Origin of the sequence: Methylomonas sp. MED-D, assembly GCF_050276835.1 — a bacterium.
In the GTDB taxonomy this organism is placed as follows: domain Bacteria; phylum Pseudomonadota; class Gammaproteobacteria; order Methylococcales; family Methylomonadaceae; genus Methylomonas; species Methylomonas koyamae_A.
Genome location: NZ_CP189965.1, coordinates 4,055,670 through 4,068,975, shown reverse-complemented (window position 1 = coordinate 4,068,975; position 13,306 = coordinate 4,055,670). Strand labels below are relative to the sequence as shown.

General features: G+C 58.9%; 17 protein-coding genes. 10 read left to right on the top strand and 7 right to left on the bottom strand.

What is annotated here, in order from left to right; all coding sequences use genetic code 11:
- The first annotated feature begins 239 nt into the window (after positions 1–239).
- The 7 genes from ACQE3E_RS18360 (at position 240) to ACQE3E_RS18330 (ending at position 5,106) form a co-directional block, all read left to right on the top strand.
- Entirely contained in the window at positions 240–563 is a 324-nt protein-coding gene (locus ACQE3E_RS18360) for a (2Fe-2S) ferredoxin domain-containing protein (protein ID WP_064029642.1), read from the top strand.
- Positions 564–566: 3 nt separating this feature from the next.
- On the top strand, positions 567–1,073 hold the full coding sequence (locus ACQE3E_RS18355; protein WP_064029640.1) for a hypothetical protein: 507 nt from the start codon (positions 567–569) through the stop codon (positions 1,071–1,073).
- A complete protein-coding gene (locus tag ACQE3E_RS18350; protein ID WP_064029638.1) occupies positions 1,070–1,450 on the top strand; it encodes a hypothetical protein in 381 nt (126 codons plus the stop codon). Before ACQE3E_RS18355 ends, ACQE3E_RS18350 begins: the two co-directional genes overlap by 4 nt.
- A gap of 10 nt (positions 1,451–1,460) precedes the next feature.
- On the top strand, positions 1,461–2,423 hold the full coding sequence (locus ACQE3E_RS18345) for a Rossmann-like domain-containing protein (protein WP_427500920.1): 963 nt from the start codon (positions 1,461–1,463) through the stop codon (positions 2,421–2,423).
- Between the two features lie 3 nt (positions 2,424–2,426).
- The gene (locus tag ACQE3E_RS18340; protein WP_071160493.1) at positions 2,427–2,879 is read left to right on the top strand and encodes a hypothetical protein; all 453 of its coding nucleotides are present in this window, start codon (positions 2,427–2,429) and stop codon (positions 2,877–2,879) included.
- Position 2,880: 1 nt separating this feature from the next.
- Positions 2,881–4,152, top strand: coding sequence for a (Fe-S)-binding protein (locus ACQE3E_RS18335; RefSeq protein WP_313730798.1), 1,272 nt, complete (start codon positions 2,881–2,883; stop codon positions 4,150–4,152).
- Positions 4,153–4,674: 522 nt separating this feature from the next.
- Positions 4,675–5,106 (top strand): RNA-binding protein, encoded by a 432-nt coding sequence (locus ACQE3E_RS18330; RefSeq protein ID WP_168032560.1) that lies wholly within the window; start codon positions 4,675–4,677, stop codon positions 5,104–5,106.
- A gap of 146 nt (positions 5,107–5,252) precedes the next feature.
- Here the strand turns inward: ACQE3E_RS18330 and lipA are convergent, their stop codons facing one another.
- The 6 genes from lipA to ACQE3E_RS18300 form a co-directional block, all read right to left on the bottom strand.
- Positions 5,253–6,230: a lipoyl synthase gene (gene lipA, locus ACQE3E_RS18325; protein WP_427500919.1), complete on the bottom strand. Its 978-nt coding sequence runs from the start codon at positions 6,228–6,230 to the stop codon at positions 5,253–5,255.
- Positions 6,227–6,835 carry a lipoyl(octanoyl) transferase LipB gene (gene lipB, locus ACQE3E_RS18320; protein ID WP_313730801.1) on the bottom strand — a complete coding sequence of 203 codons (609 nt, stop codon included), beginning with the start codon at positions 6,833–6,835 and terminating at the stop codon, positions 6,227–6,229. Before lipB ends, lipA begins: the two co-directional genes overlap by 4 nt.
- Before the next feature lie 4 nt (positions 6,836–6,839).
- Positions 6,840–7,106: a YbeD family protein gene (locus tag ACQE3E_RS18315; protein WP_064029626.1), complete on the bottom strand. Its 267-nt coding sequence runs from the start codon at positions 7,104–7,106 to the stop codon at positions 6,840–6,842.
- Complete coding sequence (locus ACQE3E_RS18310) at positions 7,103–7,942, bottom strand: D-amino acid aminotransferase (protein ID WP_313730804.1); 840 nt, start codon at positions 7,940–7,942, stop codon at positions 7,103–7,105. The genes ACQE3E_RS18315 and ACQE3E_RS18310 overlap by 4 nt, the downstream gene beginning before the upstream one ends.
- Positions 7,939–9,102: a D-alanyl-D-alanine carboxypeptidase family protein gene (locus ACQE3E_RS18305; RefSeq protein ID WP_064029622.1), complete on the bottom strand. Its 1,164-nt coding sequence runs from the start codon at positions 9,100–9,102 to the stop codon at positions 7,939–7,941. The genes ACQE3E_RS18310 and ACQE3E_RS18305 overlap by 4 nt, the downstream gene beginning before the upstream one ends.
- A 97-nt stretch (positions 9,103–9,199) precedes the next feature.
- Positions 9,200–9,826, bottom strand: coding sequence for a helix-turn-helix transcriptional regulator (locus tag ACQE3E_RS18300; protein WP_071160485.1), 627 nt, complete (start codon positions 9,824–9,826; stop codon positions 9,200–9,202).
- 246 nt (positions 9,827–10,072) lie between these two features.
- On the opposite strand from ACQE3E_RS18300, the gene ACQE3E_RS18295 reads away from it, so the two are divergent.
- Positions 10,073–10,450: a group I truncated hemoglobin gene (locus tag ACQE3E_RS18295; RefSeq protein WP_064029618.1), complete on the top strand. Its 378-nt coding sequence runs from the start codon at positions 10,073–10,075 to the stop codon at positions 10,448–10,450.
- Between the two features lie 8 nt (positions 10,451–10,458).
- Positions 10,459–11,442: a 2Fe-2S iron-sulfur cluster-binding protein gene (locus tag ACQE3E_RS18290; protein WP_071160570.1), complete on the top strand. Its 984-nt coding sequence runs from the start codon at positions 10,459–10,461 to the stop codon at positions 11,440–11,442.
- Here the strand turns inward: ACQE3E_RS18290 and ACQE3E_RS18285 are convergent.
- Positions 11,439–12,317: a LysR family transcriptional regulator gene (locus tag ACQE3E_RS18285; RefSeq protein ID WP_071160481.1), complete on the bottom strand. Its 879-nt coding sequence runs from the start codon at positions 12,315–12,317 to the stop codon at positions 11,439–11,441. The two genes, ACQE3E_RS18290 and ACQE3E_RS18285, sit on opposite strands and share 4 nt — an antisense overlap.
- Before the next feature lie 235 nt (positions 12,318–12,552).
- Between ACQE3E_RS18285 and ACQE3E_RS18280 the strand changes: the two genes are divergently transcribed.
- A complete protein-coding gene (locus tag ACQE3E_RS18280) occupies positions 12,553–13,299 on the top strand; it encodes a hypothetical protein (RefSeq protein WP_427500918.1) in 747 nt (248 codons plus the stop codon).
- The last annotated feature ends 7 nt before the right edge of the window (positions 13,300–13,306 follow it).

Here is a 13,306-nt window from a genome sequence, read left to right as displayed (position 1 = left end):
CGGATGCGGAGTGTCCAGCGCTCCGCTTGCGTCGGAACTTGTGATGGCCACTTTTTATCGGCAGGCTTCCGCGCCGCTCAACGCGAAACCGTTGAGCGCAAACGCGATGCAAGCGACCGCCATCCATATAGCTTGGTTGGAGGCTTGAAGCGATCTGCCCGCTTTAAGAAAGGGCGCCCCCTTTCAGCGTCGCGCAAGCGACCCGATTTCTTATTTCAGTTCAAAAAAGGAAAGCTATCATGCCACGTCCCAATAAACACGTTTTCGTCTGTACTCAAGCGCGTCCGCAAGGCCATCCGCGCGGTTCCTGTACCGCCAGCGGTTGTGCCGACGTGATGAACGAATTCATGGCGCAAATTCAAAGCCGCAATTTGTTCGAAAAAATCGGCCTGACCAACACCGGCTGCATGGGGCCTTGCATGCTGGGACCCAGCGTGCTGGTCTATCCCGAAGGTGTTATGTATGGACGGGTGACCAAGGACGACGTCAAAACCATCATCGAGGAGCATTTGCTGGGTGATAAGCCTGTCGAAAAGCTTATCGTGCCCGCCGAGGTTTGGTAAGCAATGGCCGCGGTCAGCTTTCTTGAAGAGCGGGTGCTGTTTAGCCCGGATGTCCCAGAAGCCGTCAACAAACTGTTGCAGTCGGCGGTGGCGGCCAGCCACGCCGACAAACCGCTGGCCGAGAAGTTTTTTCAGCAGGCCCAGGCCTTGGACGGCACCTGTTTGCAAACCTATTTCGCGTTGTACAAGTTTTATTTTTACCAGGGCCGATTGCAGGAAGCGGAGCGCGAAGCCCGGGCGGCCTTGGCGGAGGCGGCTCGGCAAGGCGGCTTCACGGCGGATTACCGACTGTTGAGCCAGGAAACCGGCAAGCGGGATATGTATGCCAGCGACGTTCACTTGTTCTATCTGTATAGTTTGAAAGCGCTGGCTTTTATCAATCTGCGGCGCCAACAGGATGAGGAGGCGCAACTGATCCTGTCCATTATTCGGGGCTTGGATCCGGAAGACCGCTCCGGTGCGTCGGTAATCATGGACTTGGCGAGCGCAATGTTGGAGGATGCCGCATGAGCGCGGAAAGTTTGTCTGAACACGTTGAAATGCGCCGCGAATTCGGCAAAACCGTGTGCCAACGCATCGCCGCGAATATTGCCAAGCTGGGTTTCCCGGTACAGACTCAGATCGCGTTGCCGGAATACGAAGCCGCGCAATTCAGTCTGGTCAGCGACCCGTTCACGCAAAGCGTGGATTTGGTGGGATATTGGTACGACGCCAATAAGCGCCGGATCGGTCAAATCAAATTTCACGGCGACGGCAGCTTTTATGCCGAGTACGATGTGGTGCAGCCTCACCCGACCAAGAAGCAATGGTTTGTAGAGGCGATCAATGCCTGGGGCAAGCAGGACAACATTAAAACCGAAGCGAAATTGCTAGACGTGCCGCAATAAGGGGGGGGCGATGGGCAACCCTAAGTACCTGTACGAGTTGCTGCTGGATCATTGCGGTGGCGATGCGGTGGTCGACGAGTTGATGATAGGTCTGGTTTGGACGCTATGTCGCGGCAGGGGCGATGCGACTACCGGTTTGGCGATGACGCCGGGGCACGCCACGCGGACGCTGAATTGGTCCGGCACCTTATGCGGCAAGCCGATCATCGATCTGGCCGCTTGGATTACCGAGTGGGAGCCGTATAAGGCGACCGTGGCGATGGCGGCGATCAACGCCAGCGTCAACGCCAGACCGCTACCGGATTCGCTGGCATTGGAAGGTCACGCCGAATACGCTAACCTGGCGGTGTTCGATTATTTTCTCCCGCGCTTGAAAGGCAAGAAAGTGGTCGTGATCGGCCGTTACCCTGGCATCGAACGGTATCAGGAGCGGATGCAGTTGACGGTACTGGAGCGCCAGCCGGCCGCCAGCGATTTGCCGGATTCCGCGTGCGAATTTCTGTTGCCGCAGGCCGATTGGGTGTTTTTGACCGCCAGTTCCATCCCGAACAAAACGTTTCCGCGACTGGCGGAGCTGGCTTGCCATGCCACGACGGTGTTAATGGGGCCGACCGTGCCGTGGCTGCCGCAACTGCACGAATTTGGTATCGATTACCTGGCCGGAGCCGAGATCGTCGACCCGGAGGTGCTATACCATACCGCTGCTCAGGGCGGGGGGGTGCGGATTTTCAACAACGGTTTGCGCTATCGGGTGATGGAATTATTGCCGAATCATAGCCTGGCTTGGTTGAAACAGCAGATTGCCGATTGTTTTGACGAGAAAAACCGACTGACGGCGGCAATGGATAGCTGGTACGCTAGCGGCAACCGGTCCCGCTTTCCGGATTACCCGTTGCTGGATCGACTCAATAACCGCCTGTCGCGGCTGGATTCCAGCTATAAAACCTTGTGGGACAGCCAGGCCACCATCTAAGCCATGATCGAATCGCTCGCCGACCCGTTCGAAAACCACCGCCTGTTGCTGTTTTATAAAGGCGACATCAGCGCCTTGACATTATTCCTGCAGCAAGCCTCCGGAAGTGTGTTCTTTCCGGAACCGTTGCCGCCACTGTCCGAAGCGTTGGAGGAAGATGAAGACGCGCCGGCCGGCAAGGTGAGCGTGCATCCGGCGATGTTGCTGAGCACGGCCAATCAGACTCTGCAATTGGACAACGATTTGCTGCGGATCGAAGCCGGTTTCGCCGAGCAAGTCGATGCGCCCGGTGGCGTGATTACGGTGTATATGGCGCGTTTCACGCTGCTCGACCCGCCGCATCTATTAATGGAAAGTCGTAACTGCAAATTTCGCACCTTACCGGAATTGCGCGGTCGGCCGCCGGCGGAAATGGAGTTGCTGCGCCGCGCGTACGTAAAAATGATGGAGGGCTAATATGTTCGACTTTCAGGATTTCGGCTTCGACTCGGCTAGCGACGGTTCCGCGGACGCATCACCGCCGTCGACCGGTCCTTATATTCCCGAAGCCAGCGAATGCATGCGCTGCGGTATGTGCGTCAGTACCTGTCCGACGTTTCGCTTATTCCAGGTGGACGAACAGACACCGCGCCGCCGGGTGCGTACCATCGCCAAAATATTGGCCGACGACGCCGGCGTTGGCGTCGAAGAACTCGCGCAACTCAACGATTGCGTTCAGTGCCGGACGTGCGAGACCGTTTGTCCCAGCCGAATGAGTTATGGGACATTGTTCGACCGGGCCCAAGCCAAATTGCGCGCGACGGCGAGGCCGTCTTGGTTGGCACGGCTGGGGTTGCGCTTGATCGAACGCAAGCACGCCCGGGCACTGTTGCTGCCATTCGTCACGCTGTATTTACGCTCCGGTTTGCAGAAACCGCTACGCGCCAGCGGACTGTTGGCGAAACTCGGTTTGGGAGCGGCCGAAGCCTTGGTTTGCGAGCCGTCCTTGGTCGGACTGGCCGGGATTTATCCGGTTGAGCGTCGCATCAAATATCGGGGCAGGGTAGCGCTGTTTACCGGTTGTTTGGCCGAACATTTCGATCGTCCGGTCCAGGTTGCGGGCATCAAGTTACTGAATAGGCTCGGTTATGAGGTCGTGGTGCCGGAAGAGCAGGGTTGTTGCGGCGCGATTCATCAGCACAACGGCTTGCCGGCGGAATCGATGATGGAAGCCAACATCGCCGCGTTTTACGCGCTGGAAGTCGAAGCGGTTATATACTCAGCCAGCGGCTGCGGGGCTATGTTGACCGAATATCAAGGCGGAGATTCCGAGACATCCGGTTGGTTTACCAAGCATTTGATCGACATCAACGAGTTTTTGTTGGCGCATTGGCCGGAAGATCTGCAACTGGCGGCTTCCAATCTGAACGTGGCGGTCCATGAACCCTGCAGTCAACGCAATGTGTTGAAGAATAGTCAGAGCGTGTATGCCTTGTTGCGCAAGATTCCAGGCGTCAATCTGGAAGCGTTGGCCGACAATCAGTTATGCTGTGGTGCCGGCGGTACTTATATGCTCAGTCATCCCGAAAACGCCGAATCGTTGCGGGCCGCCAAGCGTCTGGCGATGGCCGGATCCGGAGCCGATGTCGTAGTCAGCGCCAACTTTGGCTGTGGTTTTTATCTGAACGCCGGGCAGCCCGCAGGCTCCAGAGTGCTTCATCCGCTGCAACTCCTCGCCGATCGCATCTAAACTCAAGATGTCTTGTAGAGTTCTAACCTAACGGTCGTGAAAGGCTTTTCGAAAAATATGAGCGCGCGAGGGGCTTTAGCCGCGGTTGATGGCGTTCCGACGCAGGGATGTCCGTAACTCGCCCAACGCCTTTCAGAGTAATTTTGGGCTTGCGGTCGGTCGCCGATGCCGCTATGATCGCGTCAGGCTGGAAGTTTGCGAGGCGCGGTTGTCGGCGAATCATGTTGAATGGTAGCGCTGCCAGGCGATTTGGTCAGGATGGTGCGGTATCCGCCGATCGAGATACAAGCTGCTTCTTCAGAGTCTGTTTTAAAAATCGTTCCTGGGTGGAACGTTTGGCGCACGGACAGCCGCCGCGCGGGTTGGACTCTCTGTCCGGCCCGTTTTTTTGCCTGCCGTTTCGTGCCGGCGGTAAGAACAGGAGCCTGATTTGTCGCGTAACGAGCGTCGGCTAAGATGTATGTGGCGGCGCAATCCTTTAGGGAAGATGCGCATTTTAGTTCCACGTCGATTCCAGTTACGATGCAGACAGTGATTATGATTTTGTTTTTAAAGGATATTCCTGCGAATACTCGACCCAACGAGTTACACGATTACGTGTTTTCGGCGTTTACGAACGGTGGAGATCAGGCGTCCGGTCGGGTTTTGAAAGCCGAGGTGATGGTGATTCGGGATAAGCAAACCAATGGTCTGGAGCACCACGGTCTGGTTTTCGTCGATTCGCGGGCCAGCGGCATGTTGGCGATTCAAAACCTGTCCGGCAAACCCTTCAGCAATACTTGCGTGTCGATCAGGCCGTATGTGCATAGGGATCTTAACAACGATAGGCGCTTGTTGGAAGCGTCGGCCGGCTATCAGCAGCGCGGCATTGATCGGCGGCGGGGCGATCGGATCGAAATCCACATCGATTTATCCAATGTCTTCCATTACCAGGACGATATGTTGCCGGCGTGACTCGGTAGAATATGCAGGGAGATTAGTGAGGCGCCGCGTAAGGAGCATTCCGAAGCCAGAGGGGTAGGGGCAGCGGAACGCGGTACGGGCGCCTCGATCCAGATTAGCAACGTCCGATAAATTCAAGCTTAACGCATGGCACTAACCTAGGGGGCTTGCTCGCATACTCCGACGATGCCGGCGGCTTGCAGGTCGGCGTGGTAGGACGAACGCACCAACGGCGCGCTGGCTACTTGTTTGAAGCCCATTTCGGTGGCGATTTCTGCGTAGGTTTGAAATTGGTCCGGATGGATATAGGCCTGGACCGGCAAATGGTCCTTGCTGGGCTGCAAATACTGACCCAGCGTCAGCATGCTGCAACCGTGCGCCAACAAATCGTCCAGCACCGCCAAAATCTCCGCTTCGGTTTCGCCGATGCCCAACATCAGGCCGGATTTGGTCGGCACCTGCGGCAGATGTTCTCGATGCAGCTTTAGCAGTTCCAACGATCCCTGGTAATCGGCGCCGGGCCGGGCTTGCTGATACAGGCGCGGCACGGTTTCCAAATTGTGGTTGAACACATCGCAGGGTTGCGCGGCCAAGATCTGCAGGGCTTTACCGACCCGTCCGCGAAAATCGGGGACCAACACTTCCACAACGGTGGCGGGGGATCGCCGGCGCACCTCGGCAATACAGGCGGCAAAGTGGCCGGCGCCGCCGTCGCGCAAGTCGTCGCGGTTCACCGAGGTGATGACCACGTACTTCAACGCCATCGCGGCGATGGTATCGGCCAGATGCGCCGGTTCCTCGGCGTCCAACGCTTGCGGTTTGCCGTGGGCTACGTCGCAGAACGGGCAACGCCGGGTACACAGATCGCCCATGATCATGAAAGTAGCGGTGCCGTGGCTGAAGCATTCGCCCAGATTCGGGCAGGCCGCTTCCTCGCACACCGTGTGGAGACGGTTGGCGCGCAGGGTCTGCTTTATCCGGTTGACCTGATCGCTGGCCGGTAGCTTGACCCGGATCCAATCCGGTTTGCGCAATACTTCGCCGGTCGTTTCGACCTTGATCGGAATCCGCGACAATTTATCGGCATTGCGTTGGTGGGTTGCGGGCGTGGAGCGGGAAGGGGCGTTCAGCGTCATGATTCTATCGCCTGAAGTAATTGGTGAACTATCGGAACGGCCAGTTCGTCGGTGCTTATCTTAACCCCCAAATCGGCCAGTTGGGTAACCGGCAAATTCGGGTAGCCGCAGGGATTGATGTCGCGGAACGGTGCCAAGTCCATGTCGTTGTTCAGGCTCAAGCCGTGATAGCAGCAGCCGCGTTTGATGCGCAGGCCCAACGACGCGATTTTGCGGCCGTCAACGTAGACGCCGGGGGCGTCGGCGCGGGCCGAGGCCGAAATACCGTATTGGCTTAGCGTGACGATGACGGCTTGTTCCAATAAACTGACCACCTGCCTTGGGCCTAGACTCAGCCTGCGCAGATCGGCCAACAGGTACACGATCAGTTGGCCGGGGCCGTGGTAGGTGATCTGGCCGCCGCGATCGCAGGCAATGACTGGAATCGCCGTCTCGCGCAGTAGGTGTTCGCGCTTGCCGTTCAGGCCCAATGTGTAGACCGGCGGATGCTCGACGATCCAGATCTGGTCCGGACTGGCGCAGTCGCGCTCGGCGGTGTAGTTTTGCATGTCCCGCCAGACCGATGCGTAGTCGCGCCGGCCCAAGTGTTGCAGGCTTGCATTCACCGGCTTACAGCGCCATCAACACGTCGGGACAGGCGGTCAAATCCAGGTAAATCGCGTCCAGTTGGCCGCGGCTGGTGGCCTCGATGACGACGGTGACTGCGGTGTAATTGCCGCCTTTGCTCGGCCGGCTAGTGACCGCGCCTTCGCGAATGTCTTCGACGTGGCGGCGGACGATCTCGACGACGATTGCGTCGAAGTCGTCCCGGCTCTTACCCATCGCCTTAATCGCAAATTGGCAGGGAAATTCCAGCAGGGAATCGGCTTCGCTCATGACAGCGACTTTTTATAGGTTTGCAGTAAATCGTCCAGCCGTTGCCAAACCGGCCCTGGCTTGCCGGTGCCGATCGGTTTGCCGTCCAATTCAACGACGGCGAGGATTTCCCGGGTGGAACTGGCGACCCAGACCTCCTCGGCGGTTTGCAGGCCTTCCAGCGCGATGATGTCTTCGCGGCAGGGGATGCCGTCGGCGCTCGCCAATTCCAGAATCACGTCGCGGGTGATGCCCGGCAGGATTTCGTTGGATTTGGGCGGCGTGATCAATTCGCCGTCGATGACCGCGAACAGATTGCTGGCGGCGCCTTCGATAACGTATCCGTTCTTGACCAGAATCGCTTCGGCGCAATCCCGATCCAGGGCTTGTTGGCGTAACAGAATGTTGGCCAGCAGGGTGATTGCCTTGATGTTGCAAAGCTGCCAGCGGGTATCGTCCAGCGTGATCGCCTTGATACCGGCCGACTTGCCTGGAAACGGCTTGATCTCCGAGCACATCGCGAAAACCGTCGGCACCACGGTTTCCGGGAAACCGTGATCGCGGGTCGGCGCATAGCCGCGAGTGATTTGCAGATAGATGTATTGGTCCTTGCCGGCCGACAGCAACGGCTGGAAGATGGCTTGCCAGTCGGCGACGCCGTGCGGCACCGTCAAGCGGATGCCGGCCAGGCTGTTATTCAGCCGAACGATGTGGTCTTCCAGGCGGAACAATTTGCCGCCGTAGGCCGGTATCACTTCGTAAACGCCGTCGCCGAACAAAAAGCCGCGATCCAATACCGACACCTTGGCTTCGGCCAACGGCAGATAGTCGCCGTTCAAATACACGAGTTGGGTCATTCTTTCTCCAATAAACCGATCGCGGCGTCGTACAAACGCCGGAACAGGCCGCCCTCGGCTATCGCTTCCAGCGCCACCAGCGGTTTGCTGACGACGGTTTCGCCGGCCAACGACACTACCAGGCTACCGACCGTGTCGCCCTTATTCAGCGGCGCGACGATGGCTTTGTCGGTCTGGCTTTCGGCTTTCAATTCGCTGAAATGCTTGCGCGGCGCGGTGACGTAGAGGTCTTCGGCCAAGCCGACCGGCAATTTCGAGGTGACACCCTTGCGCACCCGCGCCTCGCTCAAGGCCTTGTTACCTTCGTACAAACGATGGGTTTCGAAGAAGCGGAAACCGTAGTTCAACAAGGACTGGCTCTCGTTGGAGCGGGCGTTCGGGCTGGCGGTACCCATTACCACCGAGATCAGCCGCATGTCCTCGCGTTTGGCCGAAGCGACCATGCAGTAACCGGCGTCGTCGGTAAAACCGGTTTTCAGGCCGTCGACCGACGGATCGCGCCAAAGTAGCAGGTTGCGGTTTTGTTGGGTGATCCCGTTGAACGTGAATTCCTTTTGCGAATCCCAGCGGTAATATTCCGGAAATTCCTTGATCACCGCTTGCGCCAGCAGCGCCAGATCGCGCGCCGAACTGTAATGGTTGGGACTGGGCAGGCCGGTGGCGTTTTCGAAATGGCTGTTGGCCATGCCCAGGCGGCTGGCTTGCTCGTTCATCATCGTCGCGAAAGTTTGCTCGCTACCGGCCACGTGTTCGGCCAGTGCCACGCTGGCGTCGTTGCCCGATTGAATTACGACACCTTGCAGCAAGTCCTCGACCGCCACCTGCTTGTTGACTTCGACGAACATTTTCGAGCCGCCGGTTTCCCAGGCGTTCTGGCTGATCGTGACTTTTTCGTCCAACGTCAAATGACCGGCCTTAAGCTCGCGGAATACCACGTACACCGTCATGATCTTGGTCAAACTGGCCGGCGCGACGCGTTTGTCGGGGTCTTTTTCGGCCAACACCCGGCTGCTGTTGAAGTCCATCAGGAAATAGCTGCTGGCGGCGACGCTCGGCGCGGCGGGCGTAAAAATCGGACTGGCGGCTTGCAGCGATGCGACGGTCAGCATTAACGACAGCCCAAACAACAGGCTGCAGGCCGTACGGAAGGATGGTCTCATGATTTCTCGGTAAAAAGTCGTTCGGGAAAGCGCCATTGTATCACCGAGACGCTCGGCTACGAAAAACCGCAAGCCCGTTCGGCGCCGGAACCCTGGGCTAATCCGGCGGCGCCAAGCACTTGAATCGGCATGTGCAATCTTGCTTTGCCATGCAAGCGGTTTGCTCGATCGGCCGTTCCAGCAAGGTTGCGATTAATGCCCGGTCGAACTCGCACAATTCCGGGTGGCGCTGAGCCATGTCGTGGTAGACGCAGTTGATGGCTCTAATTTGGCCGGTGTCGTCCTCCAGGTTAGCGTGATAACCCAGCGACTGCATCAATTCGACTAGCGCGGCGGTGCGTTCGGCGAGACTCTTACCGGCAAAGCGAGGGGCCAAGGTCTCGGCCAGATTTTCGCCGGTTCGCCACATCAAGCGGCGTAAACCGGCTTCGCCCAATTCGTTACGCAGTTGGTCCAGCAGCAAGGTACTGAACCAGGCGTATTGCTTGGGTAGCCGATTTCGGCCGGCCTCGGTCAAACCGTAACTGCGCGACGGCCGGCCGCCGGTGCTGTTCCAGGCGGCCTCGCGGATCAGTTGGTCTTTTTCGAGTCCGGCCAGATGCTGTTTGACCGCGTTGCGCGAAATCCCCAACGCGGCCGCCAGTTCGTCGATGCACAGGCCCGAAGGCGCATCTAATAACAGAGTCAGAATTTGTTCCTGGCGGGAGCCGATTAAAACGTTCATCGAATTTTGCGGGCTGAGAAACGGGCCACTATTGTAGCGCGTTAGCTCGTGAATGGCCGGATTCTCGTGGGCGCGTGGCGGAGCTTACGATTGAATTAACCGAATGTTTTGATGGCGACCGCCAAAGTTAGCTCGAGCAGCCTAAAATACTTAAAGCATAAAAATATTGTAAAAGTATTTTTACCGGTTTATGCTGTGTCCGGGTCGAGCGACCCGACTTTATCAACGCAATCCACGGGAGATGCCATGAGCGCAGCGATTTCTTTGTATGAACAATTAGGTGGCGAAGCGGCCGTCAATGCCGCCGTCGATATTTTTTACCGCAAGGTGTTGAGCGATCACCGAATCAACCGCTTCTTCGACAACACCGACATCGACAAGCAGGCCGCCAAGCAGAAAGCCTTTTTGACGATGGCTTTCGGCGGTCCCAACCATTACAACGGTGCCGACATGCGGCGGGCGCACGCCCATCTGGTCGAAAAACTGGGCCTGGACGATACCCACTTCGACGCGGTGATGGAACACTTGGGCTCAACCTTGCGGGAATTGAACGTGCCGGCCGACTTGATCGCGCGAGCCGCAGCGATTGCCGAAAGTACCCGCAGCGACGTGTTGAACCGTTGAGCGCGGCGATGGCGGAAATCAAGATTAGCTTCAACGGCCGCCAGGCACTGTGCGGTGCCGGCGAAACGGTGCTGGATGCGTTTCTGCGCGACGGCATCGAAATCGATAACGGTTGTCGGCAAGGCGTATGCCATGCCTGCCTGGTGCGCAGTCTAGACGGCCCGCCGCCCGCCGCCGCGCAAGTCGGGTTGAAGCCGGCGCTGCAACGTGAAGATTATTTGCTGGCCTGTTTGTGCCGGCCCGAGCGCGATATGCGTTTGGGATTGGGTGGCGCGGCGGCGGGCTACACTGCGGCGGAGGTCGTCGAAAAGCGCAATCTGAATGCGCAGACGCTGTGGCTGGTTTTGGAATGCGAGCATCCGCTGGCATATTACGCCGGCCAATTCGTCAATTTGCGCCGCGCCGACGGATTGATCCGCAGTTATTCGATCGCCAATAGCCGAAATTCGACCCGCCTGACTTTTCATATCCGCCGCTTGGCCGGCGGCCGCTTTAGCGAATGGGCGCATCGCGAGCTGGCGGTCGGCGACCGGATCGACGTTTCCGATCCGCAAGGCTTTTGTTACTACCTGGCGGACTTGCCGGCGGCCAATCTGTTGCTGATCGGTACCGGCAGCGGTTTGGCGCCGCTGGCCGGGATTGTCGAGGAAGCCTTGCATAACGGCCATCGCGGGCAAATTCGGCTGTATCACGGTAGCCGGGACGTCGAGGGCCTGTACTGGCTGGATGAAATGCGCGACTTGGCGCGAGCCCACGCCAATTTCCATTACACGCCGTGCGTGTCGCGCGGCGATGTGCCGTCAGGCATCGCTGCCGGCCGGGCTAACGACGTGGCAATGGCGGAATTGCCGGGTTTGCGAGATTGGCGGGTGTATTTGTGTGGCCATCCTGACATGGTGGATCGCGCCAAGCGTCAGGCCTATTTGAGCGGCGCGGCGCTGGCCGACATTCACAGCGACGCGTTTCACGTCGCATCGCCGACCTTGGATTAAGCCGGCTCGGCGCGGTCGCGGCCGTCCCCGTGCCGCTCGCGGAGCGCCGCGGCCCGGAGTAGGTCCACCACTTGCCGCAGTATGTCGTGGTCGGCGGCGCGGGCGGACACCATATAAGCCGGTAGAGTGAAACTGGGGCTGTTCGCCAGTGGAAACAAGCGGCCGGCCGCGACCAGCGGCGCGGCGATCCGCTCCGGCAGAAAGCAGGAGCCGCCGTTACGCGACACCAGTTGCGCGGCCAGCCAGCCGATGTTAACGCGCTGGGCCGGTCCTTCCAGATCGGGGAAACAGTTGGCGTGTTTGGTATAAAACGCCGGACCCCAATCGACGTAGACGTAGTCCGGGTCGGGCCAGCGCCGATCCGGTTCGCTGGCCAGTAAGATCAAGGTCTCGTCGAACAAATGCTCGATCAGCAGGCCGGCGCCGTGTTGCGGCGTGTACATCATGCCGATATCGATGCGGCCCTGGATCAGGCCGCGCATCAAGTCGTCCTCGAAACCGATTTCGCCGCGGATCGCGATGTCCGGAATCGTCCGCCGTATCTCGCCTATCCAATCCGGCAGCACCGCTTGCCACAGCCCGACGCGGGCGCCGATCGCGATGCTGGCTCGAAACCGGCTGGGTAGGCCGATGTCGTGGCGGGCTTGTTCGAAGGTCAGTAACAGGCTTTGCGCATGTGGCAGAAATCGCTGGCCTTGGCTAGTCAGTGCGGCGCCGGCGCGGTTGCGCACGAACAACGCGGCGCCCAACTCGGCTTCCAAACGCTGAATGCGGATGCTGACCGTCGATTGGGTGACGTACAAATGCCCGGCCGCTGCCTGAAAACTACCGTGGGCGGCCACGCTTAAGAAAGTCTTGATTTGGTCGAGATCCATGTCTTTGTATTGATTTTTTCGATATTAAAGTCCAATTAAATTCGCTTGTCTAATGTTATGCGGCTTTTTATAGTGGGTCACAGTCGAATAGAAAGCGATTCGCTGTTATTTGGCTGAGTGTTTTTTGCGTCCCGCGATTCCCAATATTCTGGGGGAAGTCGATATGTCCGATTTAGAAGCTATGGCCCCACGCGGGAACGCGCCTGGGCGACGTTGTAAAACAGGGAGTCAAACCGTGATTATCCGGGCCGCATCGGCGCTTGCCGGATTGTGGCTGGCCGCCGGCTGCGCGGCGACCAGCCCGAAGCAGGCGGCGGATTCGGGCGTGGCGCCGGTTTCGGTGTTGGTCGTGCCGTTGCAAGCGCCGCCTCTGGAGGTCTGGCCAGACCTGATCGAACAACGTCAACCGGCTTACCGCCAGATTCGTCATCAAGCCTTGGACTTCCCGGTTCACCGGGCGGCGTTTCGCTTGCCCGGCGGGATTTTAACCAGCGGTGCGCTCACCGGCGACGACGCGATCGCGTCGTCCGGCCCGGATTGGTCGCCGCTGCCGGCACTGGCTGAGCGGGCCGCGCTGACCTTGCGCGCTCGAGGTGTCGATGCCAATGTTGCCTGTGTGGCCGCTGCCTTGCCGCTAGCCCCGGAAACCGCCGATCCGGAGGGCTGGCGGGCGACGGTCCAGGCGTGGTACGCCGCGCCGGCCGCCGTCTACCCTGTCGGCGTCGCCGACAAAGTGCTGGAATTGGGCATGTTGGGTTGGCGAACCTTCGATGATCAATTGTCGCTGCGTTTGTTATGGAAATGGATCGATCCAGCCAGCGGCCGGGTGACCGGGCGCGGTAGCGCGGAACGTACCTTGGTCGATCCGCAAGCGCGCGCCTCGTTAACCGTGGACGGTGCCGCCTTCAAGAGCGCGACGCTAAAACTGGGGGGCGCGTTACTCGACGACGGGTTGCCGGCCGGTTCCGGCGGGCCGCGATGAGCGGGCG

Bases quoted from the DNA above. Each gene is read 5' to 3' on its own strand.
- ACQE3E_RS18360 (WP_064029642.1), top strand. From the start codon at position 240: ATGCCACGTCCCAATAAACACGTTTTCGTCTGTACTCAAGCGCGTCCG.
- ACQE3E_RS18355 (WP_064029640.1), top strand. From the start codon at position 567: ATGGCCGCGGTCAGCTTTCTTGAAGAGCGGGTGCTGTTTAGCCCGGAT.
- ACQE3E_RS18350 (WP_064029638.1), top strand. From the start codon at position 1,070: ATGAGCGCGGAAAGTTTGTCTGAACACGTTGAAATGCGCCGCGAATTC.
- ACQE3E_RS18345 (WP_427500920.1), top strand. From the start codon at position 1,461: ATGGGCAACCCTAAGTACCTGTACGAGTTGCTGCTGGATCATTGCGGT.
- ACQE3E_RS18340 (WP_071160493.1), top strand. From the start codon at position 2,427: ATGATCGAATCGCTCGCCGACCCGTTCGAAAACCACCGCCTGTTGCTG.
- ACQE3E_RS18335 (WP_313730798.1), top strand. From the start codon at position 2,881: ATGTTCGACTTTCAGGATTTCGGCTTCGACTCGGCTAGCGACGGTTCC.
- ACQE3E_RS18330 (WP_168032560.1), top strand. From the start codon at position 4,675: ATGCAGACAGTGATTATGATTTTGTTTTTAAAGGATATTCCTGCGAAT.
- lipA (WP_427500919.1), bottom strand. From the start codon at position 6,230: ATGACGCTGAACGCCCCTTCCCGCTCCACGCCCGCAACCCACCAACGC.
- ACQE3E_RS18315 (WP_064029626.1), bottom strand. From the start codon at position 7,106: ATGAGCGAAGCCGATTCCCTGCTGGAATTTCCCTGCCAATTTGCGATT.
- ACQE3E_RS18310 (WP_313730804.1), bottom strand. From the start codon at position 7,942: ATGACCCAACTCGTGTATTTGAACGGCGACTATCTGCCGTTGGCCGAA.
- ACQE3E_RS18305 (WP_064029622.1), bottom strand. From the start codon at position 9,102: ATGAGACCATCCTTCCGTACGGCCTGCAGCCTGTTGTTTGGGCTGTCG.
- ACQE3E_RS18300 (WP_071160485.1), bottom strand. From the start codon at position 9,826: ATGAACGTTTTAATCGGCTCCCGCCAGGAACAAATTCTGACTCTGTTA.
- ACQE3E_RS18295 (WP_064029618.1), top strand. From the start codon at position 10,073: ATGAGCGCAGCGATTTCTTTGTATGAACAATTAGGTGGCGAAGCGGCC.
- ACQE3E_RS18290 (WP_071160570.1), top strand. From the start codon at position 10,459: ATGGCGGAAATCAAGATTAGCTTCAACGGCCGCCAGGCACTGTGCGGT.
- ACQE3E_RS18285 (WP_071160481.1), bottom strand. From the start codon at position 12,317: ATGGATCTCGACCAAATCAAGACTTTCTTAAGCGTGGCCGCCCACGGT.